This window comes from Paenarthrobacter sp. NPDC089307 (assembly GCF_040685055.1).
In the GTDB taxonomy this organism is placed as follows: Bacteria; Actinomycetota; Actinomycetes; order Actinomycetales; family Micrococcaceae; genus Arthrobacter.
The window spans coordinates 308,837-327,999 of record NZ_JBFBHE010000007.1 but is presented as its reverse complement, the minus strand read 5'-3'; the positions used below and the strand labels follow the sequence as shown (position 1 = coordinate 327,999).

General features: G+C 62.5%; 17 protein-coding genes. 12 read left to right on the top strand and 5 right to left on the bottom strand.

The window, feature by feature from the left end:
• Positions 1-270: 270 nt before the first annotated feature.
• Entirely contained in the window at positions 271-1,200 is a 930-nt protein-coding gene (locus tag AB0N72_RS18560; protein WP_363933824.1) for a type IV toxin-antitoxin system AbiEi family antitoxin domain-containing protein, read from the top strand.
• A gap of 231 nt (positions 1,201-1,431) precedes the next feature.
• Here the strand turns inward: AB0N72_RS18560 and AB0N72_RS18555 are convergent, their stop codons facing one another.
• Positions 1,432-1,608, bottom strand: coding sequence for a hypothetical protein (locus AB0N72_RS18555; protein WP_018778855.1), 177 nt, complete (start codon positions 1,606-1,608; stop codon positions 1,432-1,434).
• 368 nt (positions 1,609-1,976) lie between these two features.
• Here AB0N72_RS18555 and pucL point away from each other — a divergent pair, with 368 nt between their 5' ends.
• The gene (gene pucL, locus AB0N72_RS18550) at positions 1,977-2,891 is read left to right on the top strand and encodes a factor-independent urate hydroxylase (protein WP_363933822.1); all 915 of its coding nucleotides are present in this window, start codon (positions 1,977-1,979) and stop codon (positions 2,889-2,891) included.
• A gap of 167 nt (positions 2,892-3,058) precedes the next feature.
• The gene (locus AB0N72_RS18545) at positions 3,059-4,567 is read left to right on the top strand and encodes a nucleobase:cation symporter-2 family protein (RefSeq protein ID WP_363933820.1); all 1,509 of its coding nucleotides are present in this window, start codon (positions 3,059-3,061) and stop codon (positions 4,565-4,567) included.
• Positions 4,568-4,703: 136 nt separating this feature from the next.
• On the opposite strand, the gene AB0N72_RS18540 is transcribed toward AB0N72_RS18545, so the two are convergent.
• On the bottom strand, positions 4,704-5,459 hold the full coding sequence (locus AB0N72_RS18540) for an IclR family transcriptional regulator (RefSeq protein WP_363933819.1): 756 nt from the start codon (positions 5,457-5,459) through the stop codon (positions 4,704-4,706).
• Between the two features lie 221 nt (positions 5,460-5,680).
• On the opposite strand from AB0N72_RS18540, the gene AB0N72_RS18535 reads away from it, so the two are divergent.
• The 4 genes from AB0N72_RS18535 to AB0N72_RS18520 are packed head-to-tail and all read left to right on the top strand — an operon-like array spanning position 5,681 to position 10,787.
• On the top strand, positions 5,681-7,081 hold the full coding sequence (locus AB0N72_RS18535; protein ID WP_363933817.1) for an NAD-dependent malic enzyme: 1,401 nt from the start codon (positions 5,681-5,683) through the stop codon (positions 7,079-7,081).
• Positions 7,082-7,097: 16 nt separating this feature from the next.
• Entirely contained in the window at positions 7,098-8,696 is a 1,599-nt protein-coding gene (gene aceB, locus AB0N72_RS18530; RefSeq protein ID WP_224088898.1) for a malate synthase A, read from the top strand.
• 1 nt (position 8,697) lies between these two features.
• On the top strand, positions 8,698-9,960 hold the full coding sequence (locus AB0N72_RS18525) for an aldolase (RefSeq protein ID WP_363933815.1): 1,263 nt from the start codon (positions 8,698-8,700) through the stop codon (positions 9,958-9,960).
• Between the two features lie 14 nt (positions 9,961-9,974).
• Positions 9,975-10,787 (top strand): bifunctional allantoicase/(S)-ureidoglycine aminohydrolase, encoded by an 813-nt coding sequence (locus tag AB0N72_RS18520; RefSeq protein ID WP_363933814.1) that lies wholly within the window; start codon positions 9,975-9,977, stop codon positions 10,785-10,787.
• An 86-nt stretch (positions 10,788-10,873) separates the two neighbouring features.
• Here AB0N72_RS18520 and AB0N72_RS18515 read toward each other — a convergent pair whose 3' ends face one another.
• Complete coding sequence (locus AB0N72_RS18515; protein ID WP_363933812.1) at positions 10,874-11,173, bottom strand: hypothetical protein; 300 nt, start codon at positions 11,171-11,173, stop codon at positions 10,874-10,876.
• 48 nt (positions 11,174-11,221) lie between these two features.
• Here AB0N72_RS18515 and AB0N72_RS18510 point away from each other — a divergent pair, with 48 nt between their 5' ends.
• From AB0N72_RS18510 to AB0N72_RS18500, 3 genes are all read left to right on the top strand, one after another.
• Positions 11,222-11,815 (top strand): DinB family protein, encoded by a 594-nt coding sequence (locus tag AB0N72_RS18510; protein WP_363933810.1) that lies wholly within the window; start codon positions 11,222-11,224, stop codon positions 11,813-11,815.
• 128 nt (positions 11,816-11,943) lie between these two features.
• Positions 11,944-12,417, top strand: a complete 474-nt coding sequence (locus AB0N72_RS18505; protein ID WP_363933808.1) for an ATP-binding protein — start codon at positions 11,944-11,946, stop codon at positions 12,415-12,417.
• 107 nt (positions 12,418-12,524) lie between these two features.
• Positions 12,525-14,705 carry a transglycosylase domain-containing protein gene (locus tag AB0N72_RS18500; RefSeq protein WP_363933806.1) on the top strand — a complete coding sequence of 727 codons (2,181 nt, stop codon included), beginning with the start codon at positions 12,525-12,527 and terminating at the stop codon, positions 14,703-14,705.
• A 10-nt stretch (positions 14,706-14,715) separates the two neighbouring features.
• On the opposite strand, the gene AB0N72_RS18495 is transcribed toward AB0N72_RS18500, so the two are convergent.
• The gene (locus tag AB0N72_RS18495) at positions 14,716-15,447 is read right to left on the bottom strand and encodes a glutamine amidotransferase (protein WP_363933804.1); all 732 of its coding nucleotides are present in this window, start codon (positions 15,445-15,447) and stop codon (positions 14,716-14,718) included.
• Positions 15,448-15,591: 144 nt separating this feature from the next.
• Between AB0N72_RS18495 and AB0N72_RS18490 the strand changes: the two genes are divergently transcribed.
• Positions 15,592-16,845 (top strand): MFS transporter, encoded by a 1,254-nt coding sequence (locus tag AB0N72_RS18490; protein WP_363933802.1) that lies wholly within the window; start codon positions 15,592-15,594, stop codon positions 16,843-16,845.
• Between the two features lie 175 nt (positions 16,846-17,020).
• Entirely contained in the window at positions 17,021-18,346 is a 1,326-nt protein-coding gene (locus AB0N72_RS18485) for an ammonium transporter (protein WP_363933800.1), read from the top strand.
• Positions 18,347-18,484: 138 nt separating this feature from the next.
• On the opposite strand, the gene AB0N72_RS18480 is transcribed toward AB0N72_RS18485, so the two are convergent.
• Positions 18,485-19,081, bottom strand: a complete 597-nt coding sequence (locus tag AB0N72_RS18480) for a DUF1992 domain-containing protein (RefSeq protein ID WP_363933798.1) — start codon at positions 19,079-19,081, stop codon at positions 18,485-18,487.
• Between the last annotated feature and the right edge of the window lie 82 nt (positions 19,082-19,163).

Below are 19,163 nucleotides of genomic sequence, written 5' to 3'. Positions count from 1 at the left end.
CATTCGTCCGGCGCCATCGAGCCAGCAAGTGCGGCCCACGTGGGGGTCGCGTCGACCTTTAAGACCCGAAGGGTGGCCGTCGGCCCAGCTTACGTGACATACGCCACACTCCGGCTGAATGTGACGTCGCCCCATTTCGGCCATTTCGTTGCTTTGCTGCGCAGTGCGCCGCGCGCCCGGTACGTTCCGCAGCAAGGCCACGAACCGGGTTTGTCCACATAGGGGAACGGGGACCTGTTTGTCTCCACCCACGCATTCGAGGCTGTTTTGATGACGAAGAAATCCCCTCCCAAGCTTCCCGATGGCCCGAATCTCTGGCGAACCGACCAACTACACCAAGCCGGCTTCAACGACAGGAAGATTGCCGCGTTAGTTCGCAGTGGCGAGCTGATCAGGCTACGCCGCGGCTGCTACGTCCGCGGAAGCAAGTGGACCGCCCAAAATCCCTACGTCCGCAGCCTGCAACTGATTGCCGCGCATGCGCATGGAACACTCACGACGTCGGCACGCGGCTTTGTCTACAGCCACACCTCCGCGGCGCGACTGCATGGGTTGTTCCTGTTGGGCGTTGATGACCGCGTGCACGTCACCACTCCAACAACGGCATCGCGCTCTTCCCATGGGGCTGATGTTGTTGCGCATACGCGTGAGCTGGAACCCGGCGACGTCCAAACAAGGCGCGGAATGCTGTGCACGTCCCTTGAACGAACGGTTGTAGACAGTTGCCTCATGCTGAATGACAGGCAATCCCTGGTCCTGATGGATCACGCCCTCCGATTAGGCGCTGATAGGGCGCAACTCCAGCGGATGTGCGAGCTCCTCAAGGGACGCAACGGAGTGATCGCCCTTCGCAAGGCGCTGGAGAACGCTGATCCGAGGTCGGAATCACCCGGCGAGACGCTCGCCCGTGAGTTGCTTAAGCGACTCCGGATCGGAATGCCGGATCTGCAGGTCGAGGTTTCATCCGCGGAGGGGAAGCACCGGATGGACATGGCTTGGCGCGCAAAGAAGGTTGCACTTGAGTTCGATGGAAAGGCCAAATACTTCGATTACGCACCCACGGCGGAGGTGCTCTACCAGGAGCGGCAGCGAGAGAAGGCCCTGACCGAGCTGGGCTGGACGTTCATTCGCATCCAATGGCGGGATCTCTTCAGGGAGAAGGAATTCAAAATGCGGGTGCTACGTGTGTTGAACCGATGACATGGAGGCCCATTTCGTGGGCTTACTGCGGATTCGATGCTGCGCGTGGCACGGTGCGCAGCGGGGCAACGAATCGGCCGGCGGGCGCGGCGGGGCGGGGCGGGCGCGGGAGACAGGGCCGGCGCCGCGCGGGAGAGGGACCGGGGGGCGGGTGCAACAAAGCGGGCGACACCTCCCCAGGTGCCGCCCGCCCTTGGCTCTGTTGCGCAGAGTCCGCGCCCCTGTTGCAGATCAGGGGCGCTGCCGACCGAACACCGGAAGCGCGCGGAGCCACCGGGAGAACCCGCCGGCTTTGCGGTCGCAGTCGGCCGGAATGTAGAAGTCCGGATCCGTGGCACCGAAAGGCAGGTACAGTTCCTGGCCCGGTGCGGGGAATTCCACGACGCTGTTCGTATCCTTCGAGTCCATCTGTTCCTCCTCTTTCTTGCGCACAGTTTCCGCTCTTCGGAAAACTTTTATTGTTATGTGGAAAGTCTATGCAGCGGAGAAACGAACCGTCAAGACCCCTTTGCGGCCGGACGGAGTATCCCCGGTCACATTCGGGTAGTTCATAACGATCACCGAAAACCCATATACACAACTCGAAACCATGCGCTACTCTCGAATGAGTTCGTGGCGTAGGTCACGTAACCTGAGAGCAGCAGGCAGGGTCGTAATGAGCTGGCATCCATGGATGCCGGCTCTTTTTTGTTGGGTCGGCTCCACCAGAAACGCAGTGGAAACACGCGCTTAATTTCATTGATGGAACGTAGGTTCCACCTCACAGAAGTTGGGATATGACCATGAGCAACAACATCGTCCTCGGCGAAAACCAGTACGGCAAAGCAGAAGTCCGCGTCGTCAAGGTCACTCGGGATACAGACCGCCACCACATCGAAGACCTGAATGTCACCTCGCAGCTGCGTGGCGACTTCCAGGCAGCACACCTCGAAGGCGATAACGGCCACGTGGTCGCCACCGATACGCAGAAGAACACTGTCTACGCATTCGCACGTGAGGGCATCGGCTCGCCCGAAGCTTTCCTCCTGCGCCTTGCCGATCACTTCACCGGTGGGTTCGACTGGGTAACTGGCGGCCGCTGGGAAGCCGAGGCCTACAGCTGGGACCGCATCCAGGCCCACGGCGAGGGACATGACCACAGCTTCGTCCGCAACGGACAAGAGGTGCGTACCGCCGTCGTCGTCCGTGATGGCGCAACCACCCACGTAATTTCCGGCCTCAAGGACCTGACGGTCCTCAAAACCACGCAGTCCGGCTTCGTCGGCTATCCGCGCGACAAGTACACCACCCTGCCGGAGACCACCGACCGCATCCTGGCCACCGACGTATCCGCCCGCTGGCGCTACAACACCAACCTGGACGTGGCCGGCACGGACTTCAACAAGAGCTACGACGACATCAAGGCGCTCCTGCTGGAAGGCTTCACCGAGAACTACTCCCACGCCTTGCAGCAGACGCTGTTCGACATGGGCAAGAAAGTCCTGGAAGCACACAGCGAAGTGGCCGAGATCAAGTTCTCCATGCCCAACAAGCACCACTTCCTGGTTGACCTGAGCCCGTTCGGCCTGGACAACCCCAACGAGGTCTTCTTCGCTGCCGACCGCCCGTACGGCCTCATCGAAGCAACTGTCCAGCGCGAGAACATCGAGGCTGCACCGGTTGCCTGGAGCGGCATCGCCGGCTTCTGCTAAACCACAGCACTCACATCACATCGGAGTTTGTGTACAGGTTCTGCCCTCAAGGGCCCCCTTTAAGGGCATTACCTGTACACAAACCCGACCCTCCAACCCCAAAGATTTTGTTAGCCAGACACAGTTAGCCAGACGAAGACGTCTGCCATGAACCCAGAAAGTCTGCCATGAACATCAAGAAGAAATCCCGCCCTGCGAATACCACCTCGTCCCAGTCGCACCGCCCGGAGCGGCCTGAGGACAAGCGCCTATCCATCGGCAGCACGTTCGCGTACGGCTTCCAGCACGTCCTCACCATGTACGGCGGAATCATTGCGCCGCCGCTGATCATCGGTGCAGCCGCAGGCATGTCCTCCCAGGACATCGGCCTCCTGATCGCCGCCTGTTTGTTCGTCGGCGGCCTGGCTACCATCCTCCAGACGGTCGGCATCCCGTGGTTCGGTTCGCAGCTGCCGCTGGTGCAGGGTGTGTCCTTCGCCGGGGTCTCCACCATGGTGGCGATCGTCCAAGGCGGTGGCGGGATCCAGGCAGTGTTCGGTTCGGTGATCGTGGCCTCACTGATTGGCCTGGCAATCACTCCCCTGTTCTCCAAGATCATCAAGTTCTTCCCGCCGGTTGTCACGGGCACGGTCATCACCACCATCGGCCTCACGCTGATGCCGGTGGCCGCGAACTGGGCCATGGGTGGCAACGCCAAGGCCGACAACTACGGCAGCATGGCCAACATCGGCCTCGCAGCGGCGACGATGGGCGTAGTCCTGCTCCTGAGCAAGGTTGGCAACGCCGCCATTTCCCGGCTCTCGATCCTGCTGGCCATGATCATCGGCACCATCATCGCGCTCATTGCGGGCATGGCTGACTTCTCCAAGGTGGGCCAGGGCGATGTTGTCGCTTTCCCCACGCCCTTCGCATTCGGCGCCCCGACCTTTGAAATTGCCGCGATCATCTCCATGCTGATCGTCATCCTGGTTACGCTGACGGAGACCTCCGCGGACATCATTGCCGTGGGCGAGATCGTGGATACCAAGGTTGATTCCCGCCGCATCGGCGACGGCCTCCGCGCAGACATGCTCTCCAGCGCCATCTCCCCGCTGTTCAACTCCTTCACTCAAAGCGCCTTCGCCCAGAACGTCGGCCTCGTGGCCATCACGGGCATCAAGAGCCGTTTCGTGGTCAGCGCCGGCGGGCTCATCCTGGTGATCCTCGGCCTCCTGCCGATCCTGGGCCGGGTTGTCGCAGCGGTTCCGACGCCCGTATTGGGTGGTGCCGGCGTCGTACTGTTCGGTACGGTGGCCGCCAGCGGCATCCGGACCTTGGCCAAGGTTGAGTACAAGAACAACATGAACCTGATCATCGTGGCGGCGTCCATCGGCTTCGGCATGATCCCGATCGCCGCCCCCAAGTTCTACGACCAGTTCCCGTCCTGGTTCTCCACGATCTTCCACTCCGGCATCAGCTCGGCAGCCGTCATGGCGATCCTGCTGAACATCCTGTTCAACCACTTCAAGGCCGGCAACTCGGACAACCAGTCGGTGTTCGTGGCCGGAACCGACAGGATTGTCAGCGAGGAAGACATCAAGTGCCTCAGCGAAGGCGACCGCTTCGAGAACGGCAAGCTGATCGACGCGGACGGCAACGAGGTCCCGCTCAAGACCTCCAGCGCCTCAGAGCACTAGCTCCGGCTCACAGATGACAAAAGGCGGCAGTGTTTCCTTGGGGGACACTGCCGCCTTTTCGCTTTTCGCCGAGATGACAAAAGATGGCAATGTTTCAGGGAAACATTGCCATCTAATGCCAACTCGGCGGGGAAAGTCAGTTCTGGTTGAGCTCCGCGGAGATCGCTTTGGCAGCCTCGCGCAGCATCGGCACGGCGCGGTCGGCGAAGCTTTGGTCGACGCGGGTGATGGGGCCGGAGACGGAGATCGCGGTGGGCGTCGGAGCGTTGGGAACGGCCATTGCAAAGCAGCGCACGCCGAGCTCCTGCTCTTCTTCGTCAATGGAGTAGCCGCGCTCACGGATCAGCTTAAGGTCAGCCAGCAGGGAGTCGATGTCACCGATGCTCTTGGCCGTTGGAGTCGGCATGCCGGTGCGGGCCACGATGCCGCGGACAACGTCATCATCCAGCTGGGCCAGGATCGCCTTGCCCACGCCGGTATCGTGCGTGTGGGCGCGGCGGCCTACCTCGGTGAACATGCGCATGGAGTGCATGGACGGGACCTGGGCCACGTAGATGACCATGTCGGAATCGAGGACGGCCATGTTGGAGGTTTCGCCGAGCCGTTCCACCAGGGTCTTGAGCTGCGGACGTGCCACGGCACCGAGCTGCTTGCTGGCACCTTCGCCGAGCCGGATGAGCCGGGGGCCCAAAGCGTAGCGCCGGTTGGGCAGCTGGCGGATATAGCCAAGGGAGACCAAAGTGCGCAGCAGGCGGTGGATAGTGGGCAAGGGCAGGTCAGTGGACGACGACAGCTCGCTCAGAGTGACGTCGCCACCCGCATCCGTGATCAGTTCCAGCAGTTCAAAGACGCGCTCAACGGACTGCACGCCTCCGGAGGCTTTTTCAGCCATTCCCTTGTCTCCAATGACTCAGATTCCGACAACTCTTATCCGCATCGTGAAAAGAATTGCTTAGAACACCCAAGATACAGCACGCCGGCCCCATGCGCGATGACACCGAAGATGACCGAGCAGGGGGTTGTATTTCCACTTTGTAGATAATAATATCCATAATACGAAAACATTCAGTTTGGAACGGCGGCCCGGGAACGGGCCTAACAGGAGGAATTTCAATGGCGAATCCGAGCCCCGGAAACTCGATCACCCTGCGCGTCGCCGCACCGTCCAGCTTCACAGCTACGAGCGAACTGGCAGCAGCCGTCGGCGCAGCCGGTGCAGCAATCACCGCGCTGGACGTCACGGAATCCCACCACGAGACGATCGTTGTTGACGTCACCTGCAACACCACGGACGACGCCCACGCAGCCCGTGTGAAGGATGCCCTTAACGCCCTCGACGGCGTGACCGTCCAGCACGTCTCGGACCGCACCTTCCTCATGCACCTGGGCGGCAAGCTCGAGGTCGTCCCCAAGGTAGCCCTCCGCAACCGTGACGATCTGTCCCGCGCCTACACGCCCGGCGTCGCGCGCGTCTGCTTGGCGATCGCCGAAGACCCCGCCGCCGCCCGCAACCTGACGGTCAAGCGCAACACCATCGCAGTCCTCACCGACGGTTCGGCCGTTCTAGGCCTGGGCAACATCGGCCCCGCCGCGGCCCTCCCGGTCATGGAAGGAAAGGCCGCGCTGTTCAAGCAGTTCGCCAACGTTGACGCCTGGCCGGTCTGCCTGGACACGCAGGACACCGAAGAAATCATCATGATCGCCAAGGCCATGGCCCCCGTCTACGGCGGCATCAACCTCGAAGATATTGCCGCCCCGCGCTGCTTCGAGATCGAAAACCGCCTCCGCGAAGAACTCGACATCCCGGTGTTCCACGACGACCAGCACGGCACCGCAATCGTCACCCTCGCCGCATTGGTTAACGCACTGCGCGTGGTGGACAAGAAGCTCTCCGAGGTCAAGATCGTTGTCTCAGGCGTCGGCGCTGCCGGCTCTGCCATCATCCAGCTCCTCAAGGCCCAGGGCGCGCAGCACATCATCGCAGCCGGTCGCTCGGGCGCCATCCACTCGGGCGAGAAGTACGACGACGAGCACCGCAGCTGGATTGCCGCGAACACCAATGAAGAAGGCTTCGCCGGAACCCTGCATGACGCCCTCAAGGGAGCGGACGTGTTCATCGGTGTCAGCGCTCCGCACGTGATCGGCGAGGAGCAGGTTGGTTCCATGGCCGAGAACGCTATCGTGTTTGCCATGGCGAACCCGACGCCGGAAATCGATCCCGTCATCGCTTCCAAGCACGCAGCCGTGGTTGCCACGGGTCGCAGCGACTTCCCCAACCAGATCAACAACGTGCTGGCCTTCCCCGGCTTCTTCCGCGGACTGCTGGATGCTGGAGCATCTGACATCACTCCGGACATGCTGGTGGCCGCTGCGGAGGCAATTGCCAACCGGGTGGCTGACGATGAGCTGAACGCGAGTTACATTATCCCCAGCGTCTTCGATCCCCATGTTGCCGCCGATGTGGCCAGTGCCGTAGCAGCAGCTGCGCACGCCAACGCCGCCAGCGCACTCTAGAAAAGGACACCGCCAAATGGCTATCACAGTCACTGATCCCCGGCCGATCGATCGCGCCGAGGAGATCCTCACCCCCAAGGCATTGGCCTTCATCGAGGAACTGCACAAGCGCTTCGCCGGCACCCGTGCCGAGTTGCTGGAGGCCCGCAAAGCCAAGCGCCAGAAGGTTGCGGACACCAGCCGCCTGGACTTTCTCCCGGAGACCCAGGAAATCCGCGACGGCGACTGGAAGGTCGCGGAGGCACCGGCGGCCCTGCAGGACCGCCGCGTTGAGATGACCGGTCCGGCAACCCCTGCCAAGATGGCCATCAACGCGCTCAACTCCGGTGCCAAGGTGTGGCTCGCGGACCTCGAAGACGCCAGCACTCCCACGTGGCCCAACGTCATTGACGCGATCCTCAACCTCCGCGACGCCGCCCAGGGAACCCTGAGCTACACGTCGCCGGAAGGCAAGGAGTACCGTCTGCGCACGGACGCTCCTTTGGCTGTTGTTGTTGCCCGTCCGCGCGGCTGGCACATGGAAGAGAACCACCTGCTCATCGACGGCGAACCTGCGGTGGGCGCGCTGGTGGACTTTGGCTTGCACTTCTTCCACATCGCCAAGCAGTTGCTCCTGAACGGCCATGGCCCTTACTACTACCTGCCCAAGATGGAGAGCCACCTTGAGGCCCGCCTCTGGAACGACGTTTTCGTCTTTGCCCAGGACTTCCTCGGCATCCCGCAGGGCAGCATCCGCGCCACGGTCCTCATCGAGACCATCCCGGCCGCGTTTGAAATGGACGAAATCCTCTACGAGCTGCGCGACCACGCATCCGGCCTGAACGCCGGCCGCTGGGACTACCTGTTCAGCATCATCAAGTACTTCCGTGATGCCGGCGAAGAGTTCGTCCTCCCGGACCGCGCCACCGTTGCCATGACCGCACCGTTCATGCGCGCCTACACCGAGCTCCTGGTCAAGACCTGCCACAAGCGCGGCGCCTTCGCCATGGGTGGCATGGCTGCTGTCATCCCGAACCGCAAGCAGCCCGACGTCACCGCTGCGGCCTTCGACAAGGTCCGTGCCGACAAGACCCGCGAGGCGAACGACGGCTTCGACGGTTCCTGGGTTGCGCACCCGGACCTCGTTTCGACGTGCCGCGAAGTGTTCGATTCGGTACTGGGCGACCGCCCCAACCAGTTGGACAAGCAGCGCCCCGAGGTGAACGTCACGGCTGAGCAGCTGATCGACGTCGCCTCCGCCGGCGGCACCGTGACAGAGGCAGGCCTGCGGCTGAACCTCTACGTCGCCGTCGCGTACACGGGCGTTTGGATCTCCGGCAGCGGTGCCGTTGCCATCCACAACCTCATGGAAGATGCCGCGACCGCGGAAATCTCCCGCTCGCAGGTGTGGCAGCAGATCCGCAACAAGTCCGTCCTCGCGGACACGGGCAACACGGTGACCCGCGAACTCGTCACCCGGATCCTCGGCGAAGAAACCGAGCGCTTGCGCATCGAATTCGGCGACGAGAACTTCACCAAGTACTACGAGCCGGCGTCCAAGCTGATCGAAGACATCTGCCTGTCGGACGACTACACCGACTTCCTCACAACACCCGCTTACGAGCTGGTGGGCTGAGATGGGTTCATTCTCTTCCTCTGATCTGGCTCACATCGAGTCCCAGCTTGAGGCGACGGACCAACTCCTGGACCGCAACTACCCCGGCGACGACGGCTCACGCCAGCCCATCCACACCGTCTACATCCCGGCGGACCGCTTCACGCCGTCATTTGCGGCGGAGTGGGGCGCCCAGGCGCTCGCGACGGCGGAAGCCCACGGAGGCCTGGAAAAGCTCGGCCAGCTGTTGGGTCAGGAGCCTCATTTAGCTGCCGCTGTTGCCTCCCGGGTGGCGGCGAAACTCTCCTCCGAACCGATCGAGGACCTCCGCCTGGACTTCGAGGACGGCTACGGGGACCGCGGCGATGAGGCAGAAGACGCCGACGCCGTTGCTGCCGCCAACGCTGTTGCTGCTGCGGTTGCGGCTGGGACTGCTCCGCCGTTCATCGGCATCCGCTTCAAGTGCTTCGAAGCAGCCACCCGGACCCGCGGACTGCGTACTTTGGACCTGTTCGTCTCCACGCTCGCTGCCGCCGGGGAACTCCCGACCGGACTGATCCTCACCCTGCCCAAAGTGACCACAGTGGCCCAGGTTCAGGCCATGGACTTCGCGGTCTCGCGCCTCGAGGAAGTCCACGGGCTTCCCGCGGGGAGGCTCCGGTTCGAGGTACAGGTGGAAACGCCGCAGCTCATTCTCGGTGCCGACGGAACCTCTCCCGTAGCCCAACTCCCCCACGTTGTTCCGGGCCGCATCAGCGCCCTGCACTACGGGACGTACGACTACAGTGCTTCCTTGGGCATCTCCGCTGAATACCAGTCCATGGAACACCCGGTGGCGGACTTCGCCAAGGAAGTCATGCAGCTCGCTGTTGCAGGAACGGGCATCCGCCTCTCTGACGGCTCCACCAACATCATCCCCGTGGGCGATGCCGTGGAAGACGCCTGGAAGCTGCACGGACGCCTGGTCCGCCGTTCCCTGGAAAACGGCTACTACCAGGGCTGGGACCTCCACGCCGCCCAGCTGCCCAGCCGCTTCTCGGCGTCGTACGCTTTCTACCGCGAAGGCCTCCCCGCCGCGGCGCTGCGCCTGCGCAACTATGTCGAACGCACCGAAGGCGGCGTCATGGATGAGCCCGCCACCGCCCGCGCCCTGGCCGGCTTCGTGCTCCGCGGCGTCCAGTGCGGCGCAGTGGGGACCGACGAGGTCAAGGCGCTTGCCGGCGTCGAACTTTCACAGCTGACCGCACTGGCGCACCCGCGGCTCGCACAACCGACTTCCCACTGATAGGAGCATCCCCCATGGGCAAGTACTACTACCCGCAAGGTGGCCTGCCGCCGCAGACCCACCTGACCACCGAACGGGCCATCGTCACCGAGGCCTACACGGTAATCCCCAAGGGCGTGATGACGGACATCGTCACCAGCAACCTGCCGGGGTTCTCCAACACCCGCTCCTGGATCATCGCGCGGCCGATCTCCGGCTTCGCCACCACGTTCTCCCAGCTCATTGTGGAGATCGGCCCGGGTGGCGGCGCACCGAAAGCCGAGTTCGAGTCCGGTGTGGAAGGCGTCATTTTCGTGACCAAGGGACAGGTCAACCTGACCCTCGACGGCGAACTGCACCACCTCGAGGAGGGCGGCTATGCCTACCTCGCGGCCGGCGCGGAGTGGGGCCTGGAGAACGTCTCCGACGACATCGTGTCCTTCCACTGGATCCGCAAGGCCTACGAACGCCTTGAGGGTTTTGAGGCGAAGTCATTCGTCACCAACGAGAAGGACGTGGAGCCCACCTCCATGCCGGACACCAACGACGTCTGGAAGACCACCCGCTTCACGGATTCCAGCGACCTGGCGCACGACATGCAGGTCAACATCGTCACGTTCCAGCCCGGCGGCGTGATCCCCTTCCCGGAGACCCACGTCATGGAGCACGGCTTGTACGTGCTTGAGGGCAAGGCCATGTACTTGCTCAACAATGACTGGGTTGAAGTGGAGGCCGGCGACTTCATGTGGCTGCGCGCGTTCTGCCCGCAGGCTTGCTACGCCGGTGGTCCGGGCGAGTTCCGGTACCTGCTGTACAAGGACATGAACCGCCAGGTGAAGCTCACCTAGTCTCACCGCTCGCCGGGATCGCCGGATGGCTCCAGTTCGCTGGAGCTATCCGGCGATTTCGTCGTTTTATGGCGGGTCCGGCGGATTCAGCGGTTTCGCCGGCCCACAGCTAGCCCCGCCCGGAACGCGAGGATCAGCAGGCCTATGACAGTCACCGTAAGCCCGAGCTGCGTCCCTTGGCTGACCATGGTCACACCGTTGCCCAGGAAGAGTACGTCGCTCAGCGGCGCATAGGCGACGAAGCCAAAGTCCGTGCTTTGGTTGCTCCACGCCACGATCAGCCCGACGATCACCGCGAGCAGCCCCAGCAAAGGCACGACGACGGCAGTCACTTTCCGTCCAGGCTGCGGTGTGTTGTGTTCCCCAAATGTGTTGTTATCCCCCATGCCAGAGAGTCTAGCGTCCGCCCCGGAGCCCTTCGGTAGAGTGCTCCCATGGATGACAAAGCGACGTTGCTCAACTATCTCCGGACCCGCCGGCAGGACTTGCTCGGCAAAGTGGAAGGCCTCACCGAATACGACGCCCGCCGGCCAATGACCCCCACGGGAACCAACCTTCTTGGCCTGGTGAAACATGTGGCCAGTGTTGAGCTGGGGTATTTCGGCGAAACTTTCGGGCGGCCCAACGGACGGGAACTCCCTTGGTACGCGGATGACGCCGAGCCTGACGCGGACATGTGGGTCCCGGCTGATGAGAGCATGCAGGACATCATCGATCTACACCACTTCTCCGCCAAGCACAGCGACGAAACCATCGAGGCCTTGCCCCTCGACGCGCCCGGCGTGGTTCCTTGGTGGTCCGACGAAAAGAAGAACGTCACCTTGCACCAGATCCTGGTTCACATGTGCGTCGAAACTGCCCGCCACGCTGGCCATGCGGACATCATTCGGGAACTCATTGACGGCCAGGCAGGCCAGCGGCCCGACGATCCCAACATCCCCCGGAGGACGCCCGAAGAGCTTTCCGGGCACCGCCAGCGCATCGAACAGGCAGCCATGGAAGCATCGGCCCCTGCCACGCAAACTTGATGCGAACTTGAGCCAATCGAAAAGGTTCCTTGATACAACGGCGCCACGCTGGAATCAGGCGGAAGACCAATACCGAGGCCTTCCGACAACGAATTTCCGGTATGGAACACGACGATGTGGGGGAACCAATGGAACAGTCAGCAGCCGTCGACGAGGTGGTGGCCGTAAAGGGCATCATCCAGGACCAGCACCCCGTGGATTTCTATGCGCTGGGTGTGGCAGGATGCATTGACCGTCTCGCCGCACCGCTCCGCCGCGCCGGTGTCACGGTCCATTGGCACACTCCCCACCACGGCATCGAGATCTCGTCCTCCGCGGCGGGCCTCCTCTACCACGTGGCGCAGGAAGCCTTCAGCAACACCCTGAACTACGCGAACGCCAGCGAACTCACCATCCGGCTCAACGCCGTTTACCACGGCATCCAACTCACCATCACGGACGACGGCGCCGGCTTCGAGATCCATGCTGCCCCCAGTGGCCGACGGCACGGTTTCGGCCTGCTTCTGATGTCCATCGCAGTGCACGACGCCGGCGGGACAGTGGACATCGACTCCGCCGTTGGGCGGGGCACCAGTGTGAGGGTGACGCTGCCGCTGGATTGAGTCCGATTTGGGACCTTTATTGGGTACCTGACCCATGGAAGAACCGACGATCCGGACGTATTCTGTAGCTACTTTTCAGCCTGGCATCCCTACGGATTGGCACGAAAATGGCACGGAACAACAGACGGTCGCTGGGTCTGGGCAAGGTCCTGCTGCGGATCTTCGGGTTCTTCTTCGTGAGCCTGATGTGCGGGGTGTTGATCTCCGGCTTCGTGGTCCCGGTGGTCGCCTTCACCAGCGCCACGGTGGGTGGTTCCATAGGGTTCTACGAAAGCCTGCCCAGCCAGCTCGACGTCGATTCTCCGTCCCTTTCCAGCAAGGTGGTCACTGCCGACGGGCAGCTCATCGCCACGTTTTACGCGGAAAACAGGGTAAAGGTTCCCCTGGAGGACATGTCGCCGTTCATCCGTGAAGCAATCGTGGCAATCGAAGACAGCCGTTTCTACGAGCATGCTGGTGTGGATGCTCATGGCATCATGCGTGCTCTGACGTCCAACCTGACCAAGGGAACCAAGCAAGGAGCCTCCACCCTGACGCAGCAGTACGTCACCAACGTCCTCAACGAATCGCGGCTCTCACAAGGCCGCCCCGAGGACGTAGTGCTCAGCGGCGAGAAGACCGTGGGAGACAAACTGCGGGAAATCAAGCTTGCCTTGGAACTGGAGAAGCGCTTCAGCAAAGAGCAGATCCTGGAGGGCTACCTGAACATCGTGTTCTTCAACCGGAACGCCTACGGCATCGAAGCCGCCTCCCGTTACTTCTTCAGCACTTCCGCTGCGGACCTGACATTGCCCCAGGCTGCACTGTTGGCCGGCCTGGTGAACGGACCCAGCATCTACGACCCCACGGTTGACCCCGCTGCTGCGTTGGCCCGGCGGAACCTGGTGCTGGACCGCATGCTGGAACAGGGAAAAATCACCGCGGTGGACCACGGCGTAGCCGTCGCAACCCCGGTGGAACTCAAAATCACCCCGTCCCTCCAAGGGTGTGCCGGGGCTCCGATCGCTACCTACTTCTGTGATTATGTCTCGCACCTCATCCTCAATAACGAGGCGTACGGCCCAACTGTCCAGGATCGGGAACGGCTCCTTTACCGTGGCGGCCTCACCATCACCACCACACTGGACAGCAGGCTCCAGGTAGTCGCCCAGCAGCAAGTGGACGCATCGGCCGGAGATAATCCGGACAAATGGGGCGCGGCCATGACCACTGTGCAGCCTGGCACAGGCAAGATCCTTGCCATGGCCCAAAACACTGTCTTCGTTCCTCAAGACGGCAAGTTCGATACACAGCTGAATTTCAACGTGGACGCCAAGGACGAGAACGGCTATGACCTGAACGGCGCCGGAGGTTTCCAGCCCGGTTCCACCATGAAGCCCTTTATATATGCGGAGTGGCTCAATGAGGGCAAGAACCCCACTGCCGTAGTGGATGCTTCCCGGCGGGTTTACCCGGTGGGCTTCCCGTGGCGTTCAAGTTGCGGCAAGGTGTTGGGCGGCTACAGCACGGCGCAGAAGGCCCAGAACCTTGGCGCGGATGACGATCTGCAGAACAACGACCCCGGCTACTACCGTCCCATGCCCATCAACTACGGCTTGTACAACTCCATCAACACGGCAACCTTCGCAACAGCGGCGCAGCTGGACTTCTGCGGAATCCAGCGGATGGTGGACACCGTAGGCCTGCACAGTGGCTTGGACAATGCACCGATCAACATGCACCAGATCGGCAATCTCCTGGGCTCGATCGGCGTCGCACCGCTTGTGTTGGCGAGCGCCTACGCCACGTTCGCCAACGACGGCACTTACTGCAAGCCGATCGCCATCACGGAAATCAGCGACTCCCAAGGCAGGCAATACGAAGCCCAGACGCCGGAATGCCGCGACGCCGTAAAACCGGCTGTGGCGCGGGGCGTGAATGCCGTGCTGCAGGATGTCCTCAAGCTGGGTTCCGGCGTCTACATCGAACCCAAAGTCCAGAGCAAGGTCCCTGTAGCGGCCAAAACAGGCACGTCCAACAACAACGGAGCCACGTGGGTGGCCGGTTTCACCACGACGCTCGCCACGGCGTCCTTCTTCGGGGACACGACGGCGGGACAACAGCGCGCGGGTCAAGGCGTCACCATCAATGGCAAGTTCTACAAGTCATTGGACGGTTACATGATCGCCGGTCCACAGTGGGCGAATTACATGATGGAGGCCACGGCCCTCTACCCGAGTGGTCCCTTCCCAGCGCCGCCTCCCCCACCGGCATCACAGCCCAGCACCAGCCCTGCGGCACCACGGTAGGCCCCCACAACTAGCGGGCGTATAGCTTGGTGAAGTTCCTGAGCACGCGCATGGGCTCCGTAACGGACGAGCTCCGGGCAGCGGCAATGAGTTCATCGGCCTCGTAGGGTGGGAAGTACCCGGCGTCCTTGTAGATATTGATGCGTGTGACCAGGCCGTCGGCGTCAAGCTCCGGGTGGAACTGGGTTGCATAAAGGTTGTTCTTGATGCGGAACATGTGGACGGGGCAGGCTTCGGAACTGGCAAGCAATACTGCGTTCGGGGGAAGTTCGCTGCAGGCTTCCTTATGCCCCACGAATGCCTCGAACGTAGGCGGGAGGCCTTGCAGCAGCGGATCGCGCTCCCCTTCCGCGGTGAGCGTGATCCGGGTGGAACCCACTGGTTCGCCGAAGCGCCGGTCGATGACGGCCCCCTGGTGCACGCCCAGGGTGCCAACGCCATAGCAGGCGCCAAGGAACGGGAAGTCCTCAGCCACGATCCGGTCCAGCAATGCTGAGAGCTCGGCCTCCACCCGGATCTGCTCGGCGCTCTTCTCCTCCACAGGATCGCTGGACGTGTAAGGGCTGCCGCCGACAATGACTCCGGAGTAGTCGGATAGTTCCAGTGGCGGCAACGGTTCAGATTCAAGCCGGAAGCGGATCAGCTCTTCAGGTTCCAAACCGCAATACCGCAAGTAGGCCTGGTACTCGTCGTCAGCGGCAGCGTCTTCGGCGCGGGTGGCCAGCAAAAGGAACGGTTTCACAGGGCCAGTCTGAGGGAGGACGCCTTCAGATTCCAAGTGGATGGGTGGGTCTGACAGACACTCCCTCCGTGGGAAGAAATTGCGTAGCGTTGAAATTGTTCACGCTAACGTCCCCACACGTGACACATCCCAAAGGAGCCATTCTTGAAGCAGGACCCTGCCGTGGTCGAATCCAAGGAAACCCAACAGGCACAGTCGCAGGAAACAGCCAAGGTGCACGCCCCAAAGAAAATTCCGTGGGGCGGCCTGTTGGTGCTGGCTGCAGCAGGCTTCACGGCTGTGACCACGGAGCTCCTTCCCTCCGGCCTGCTTCCCCAGATCAGCCGGGACCTCGGAGTGGACGAGTCGGCGGTTGGTTCTCTGACCGCCGTGTATGCGGCCATCATCGTCTTCACGGCCCTGCCCCTCTCGAGGTTTCTGGCCGGGCGGGTTCCCCGGAAGACCTTGCTGATCGCTACGGTGCTGGCCTTTGCCCTCAGCAATGTCCTGCTGGCGTTGAGCCCGGGCCTGGGTTGGGCCATCGGCGCACGGCTCCTGGGCGGCATCGCGCACGGCATGCTGTGGTCGAGCATGGCGCCGTATGTGGCAAGGATCGTGCCGGCGCACTCCGTAGGCAAAGCCATGGCCGTTGTATTCAGCGGCAACAGCATCGCGCTGGCCGTAGGAGCGCCCATCGGCACACTGATGGGATCGCTCATGAGCTGGCGGACTTCATTCCTGGTGCTCGCCGGAGCAGGTGCGCTCCTGGCCGTTTTGGCTTTTTGGCTTCTTCCCGGCGCTCACGAGCAAGCCAGCCAAAGGACACCGTCCTTACGCGCAGCAATGAAACTGCCCGGAGTGATCGCTGTGGCCATTGCGTGGCCGCTGCTCCTCCTGGCCCACTTCACGCTGTTCACTTATGTGGCCCCGTTCCTGCTGGCATCCGGGCTTCCGGAGTCGGCCACCAGCCTTTCCCTTTCGGTGGTGGGTGTTGCCAGCCTGGTGGGCATCTGGATTGCCGGGATGACCGCCGACGCCCGCCCGCGCACATCGGTGATTGCCGCCGTCGGACTCTTGACCCTGACGTTTGCCCTGCTGCCGGCGCTTGGCGGCACCTGGGTGGGGGCTTTCGCCCTGATGACTCTCTGGGGAATCGCGTTCGGTGCGGTGGGCATCTACAACCAGGCGGCCATTCTGCGGGCCGGAGGTGAACACAAGGACGCCGCCAACGGCCTCACCGTGGTGACGATCCAGTTGGGCATCGCGGTGGGAGCAGTTTATGGTGCCTTCGCCCTCACCACTCTGGGGGCGCAGTTGGTGCCCTTGGCCGCTGCCCTGCCCACGGCGGTCTCGCTGGTAATCATCATCGCCAGCAGGCGCGGAGGCTACCCGGCTGGTCCTCGGGAGAAGCGCCGTTAACATTGCCGAAACATGCCAGTGACGTGATCTTCACGAACGGGAGATTTCTGTAACTTCCCTGCAACTTAGCTCTTCTGAGTCGGAAACATAGCTCACCGAATATTGATCGGGGGGCTAGTGAGGGCCGGATTAATTCGGGCCCGTTTCGGACAGGCTTGATAAGAAGGGAACGCAGGTGGAGATCTCTGCGCAGAACGTCTGGATGATGTTGTCGGCGGCAATGGTGCTCTTCATGACCCCTGGCCTCGGCCTGTTCTACGGCGGCATGACCCGCGCCAAGGCAGCACTGAACATGATCATGATGAGCTTCATCTCCGCAGGAATCGTGGGCGTGGTGTGGGTCCTGTGGGGCTATTCGATGACGACGGGCGATGGTTTCCTGGGACTGTTCGGTAACCCCTTCGCGCACTTCGGCCTGCAGGACCTCATGGGCTCGCCAGATCTGATCAAGGCCACCTTCGCAGCCACGTTCGCCATCATCACCGTGGCCCTCATCAGCGGCGCAATCGCCGACCGCGCCAAGTTCGGCGCCTGGGCGTTGTTCGTCCCCATCTGGGTAACCGTGGTCTACTGCCCCTTGGCTTACATGGTGTGGGGCGGCGGCCTCATGAGCGCCGGCGGTGCCGTGACTGAAGTGTTCGGCCAGGTGATCGACTTTGCAGGTGGCGCAGTGGTGGAGGTCAGCTCGGGTACTGCCGCTTTCGTCCTCGCATTGATCGTGGGAAAGCGTCATGGATTCGCCAAGGACCCCAACCACCGCCCGCACAATGTCCCGTTCATCATGATCGGCGCAGCAATCCTGTGGTTTGGCTGGTTCGGCTTCAACGGAGGCGCGGCCACCACTGCCGCACAGGCCGGCCTGATCTGGGTCAACACCTTGGTAACCCCCGCTGCGGCCATGCTCAGCTGGCTGGTGGTTGAAAAGATCCGCCACGGGCACCCCACTTCCCTGGGTGCGGCATCCGGTGTCGTGGCAGGCCTCGTGGCCATCACGCCGTCCTGCGCCAACATCACCCCCCTTGCCGCTCTTGGCTTGGGACTTGTGGCCGGTGCTGCCTGTGCTGTGTTCGTCGACCTGAAGTACAAGTTCGGATTCGATGACTCGCTGGACGTGGTGGGTGTGCACTTCGGGGCGGGCGTCATCGGTACCCTTTCCCTGGGCTTCATCGCCTTCCCTGTTGACGGGGTTGGCGGCGGCCTCCTCTACGGCGGCGGTCCGCAGCAGCTCATCGCGCAAATCGTGGCTGTCCTGATCACCATTGCCCTCTCCGGCCTTGGCACCCTGGTCATCGGCCGAATCATCAACAAGACCATCGGCTTCCGCGTTCCGTACGAGCACGAAATCACCGGCGTAGACCTCACCCAGCACGCTGAGTCCGCCTACGAATTCGGCCTCACCGCGCACGGCCACTTCCGCCAGCAGCAGGCACACCTGTCGGCGTTGATCACCCGAAAGCCCGCCGCGGCCACTCCGGAGGCAAAGGAAGACAGCTTCGCCTAAGGGCGCCACAACCGAACAGCAGCCGACGGCGGGACCCGGGTTCCGCCGTCGGCTGCTTTTTTGCGCCTCCCACCCAACTAAGTAGCAGATAACGCCGTTTTGAGCGCTCAGAACGGCATCATCTGCGACCCAGTTGGGTCAGCCGGAGCCGTTCCAGAGCCGCTGCCACCAGGTTCGGTTACCCGGCGCCTGCGGTTCCGGATCAGGAGGAGCGGTTGCGGCGCGCCGTTCCCGCCACCGTTCGATCTCGGCGTCCACGTCCCTGAGCTTGGTGATTACCGGAGGGCCACCCTGCAACTGCCTCCGGGCCTCGATGACCCTCTTGTTGAAGTCGTCCAGAATGTCCCTGACCTGCTTTTCGGTGTACTGCTGGTCCAGCTTTGCGTCCAGTTCGGCGTCTTCAATCCGCAGCAGAATGGCCGGAGGGCCTATCCCGCTCAGCTGCTCGCGCTGGATCAGCCCTTTGACCCACCAGTCGGGATCGTAGTGCTCGCCGAGCCCGGGTATCGGTTTGCCCGCGTACTTCAGGTTGTCGAATTTTCCTTGGCTCATGGCGTCGCGGATCAGGTACTCAACACGGGCGGCGTCGTCAACCTTCCGGCGCTTCTCGCGTTCTTCAGCCTCCGCAGCCTCGAGTTCGGCATCTTCCTGCGCATTGCCGCCCCACCCGCGTACGGCGCGGAGTTCCGCCCCACGCTCGAGCTTCCGCCTGAAAGCGTTGTTCCCGGCACTCATTTGTGTCCGCCACCTCCTCGAACGGCAGCTCTCGCCTGCCGGAATTCGTGGTCCTACGTCCAGTATTCCGCACCTTTCAATG

What these genes read in the sequence shown, in the direction of transcription:
- AB0N72_RS18520 (WP_363933814.1), top strand. Translation starts at nt 9,975, where the DNA reads ATGGGCAAGTACTACTACCCGCAAGGTGGCCTGCCGCCGCAGACCCAC.
- AB0N72_RS18505 (WP_363933808.1), top strand. Translation starts at nt 11,944, where the DNA reads ATGGAACAGTCAGCAGCCGTCGACGAGGTGGTGGCCGTAAAGGGCATC.
- AB0N72_RS18555 (WP_018778855.1), bottom strand. Translation starts at nt 1,608, where the DNA reads ATGGACTCGAAGGATACGAACAGCGTCGTGGAATTCCCCGCACCGGGC.
- AB0N72_RS18540 (WP_363933819.1), bottom strand. Translation starts at nt 5,459, where the DNA reads ATGGCTGAAAAAGCCTCCGGAGGCGTGCAGTCCGTTGAGCGCGTCTTT.
- AB0N72_RS18510 (WP_363933810.1), top strand. Translation starts at nt 11,222, where the DNA reads ATGGATGACAAAGCGACGTTGCTCAACTATCTCCGGACCCGCCGGCAG.
- AB0N72_RS18545 (WP_363933820.1), top strand. Translation starts at nt 3,059, where the DNA reads ATGAACATCAAGAAGAAATCCCGCCCTGCGAATACCACCTCGTCCCAG.
- AB0N72_RS18535 (WP_363933817.1), top strand. Translation starts at nt 5,681, where the DNA reads ATGGCGAATCCGAGCCCCGGAAACTCGATCACCCTGCGCGTCGCCGCA.
- AB0N72_RS18500 (WP_363933806.1), top strand. Translation starts at nt 12,525, where the DNA reads ATGGCACGGAACAACAGACGGTCGCTGGGTCTGGGCAAGGTCCTGCTG.
- AB0N72_RS18515 (WP_363933812.1), bottom strand. Translation starts at nt 11,173, where the DNA reads ATGGGGGATAACAACACATTTGGGGAACACAACACACCGCAGCCTGGA.
- AB0N72_RS18480 (WP_363933798.1), bottom strand. Translation starts at nt 19,081, where the DNA reads ATGAGTGCCGGGAACAACGCTTTCAGGCGGAAGCTCGAGCGTGGGGCG.
- pucL (WP_363933822.1), top strand. Translation starts at nt 1,977, where the DNA reads ATGACCATGAGCAACAACATCGTCCTCGGCGAAAACCAGTACGGCAAA.
- AB0N72_RS18525 (WP_363933815.1), top strand. Translation starts at nt 8,698, where the DNA reads ATGGGTTCATTCTCTTCCTCTGATCTGGCTCACATCGAGTCCCAGCTT.
- AB0N72_RS18560 (WP_363933824.1), top strand. Translation starts at nt 271, where the DNA reads ATGACGAAGAAATCCCCTCCCAAGCTTCCCGATGGCCCGAATCTCTGG.
- aceB (WP_224088898.1), top strand. Translation starts at nt 7,098, where the DNA reads ATGGCTATCACAGTCACTGATCCCCGGCCGATCGATCGCGCCGAGGAG.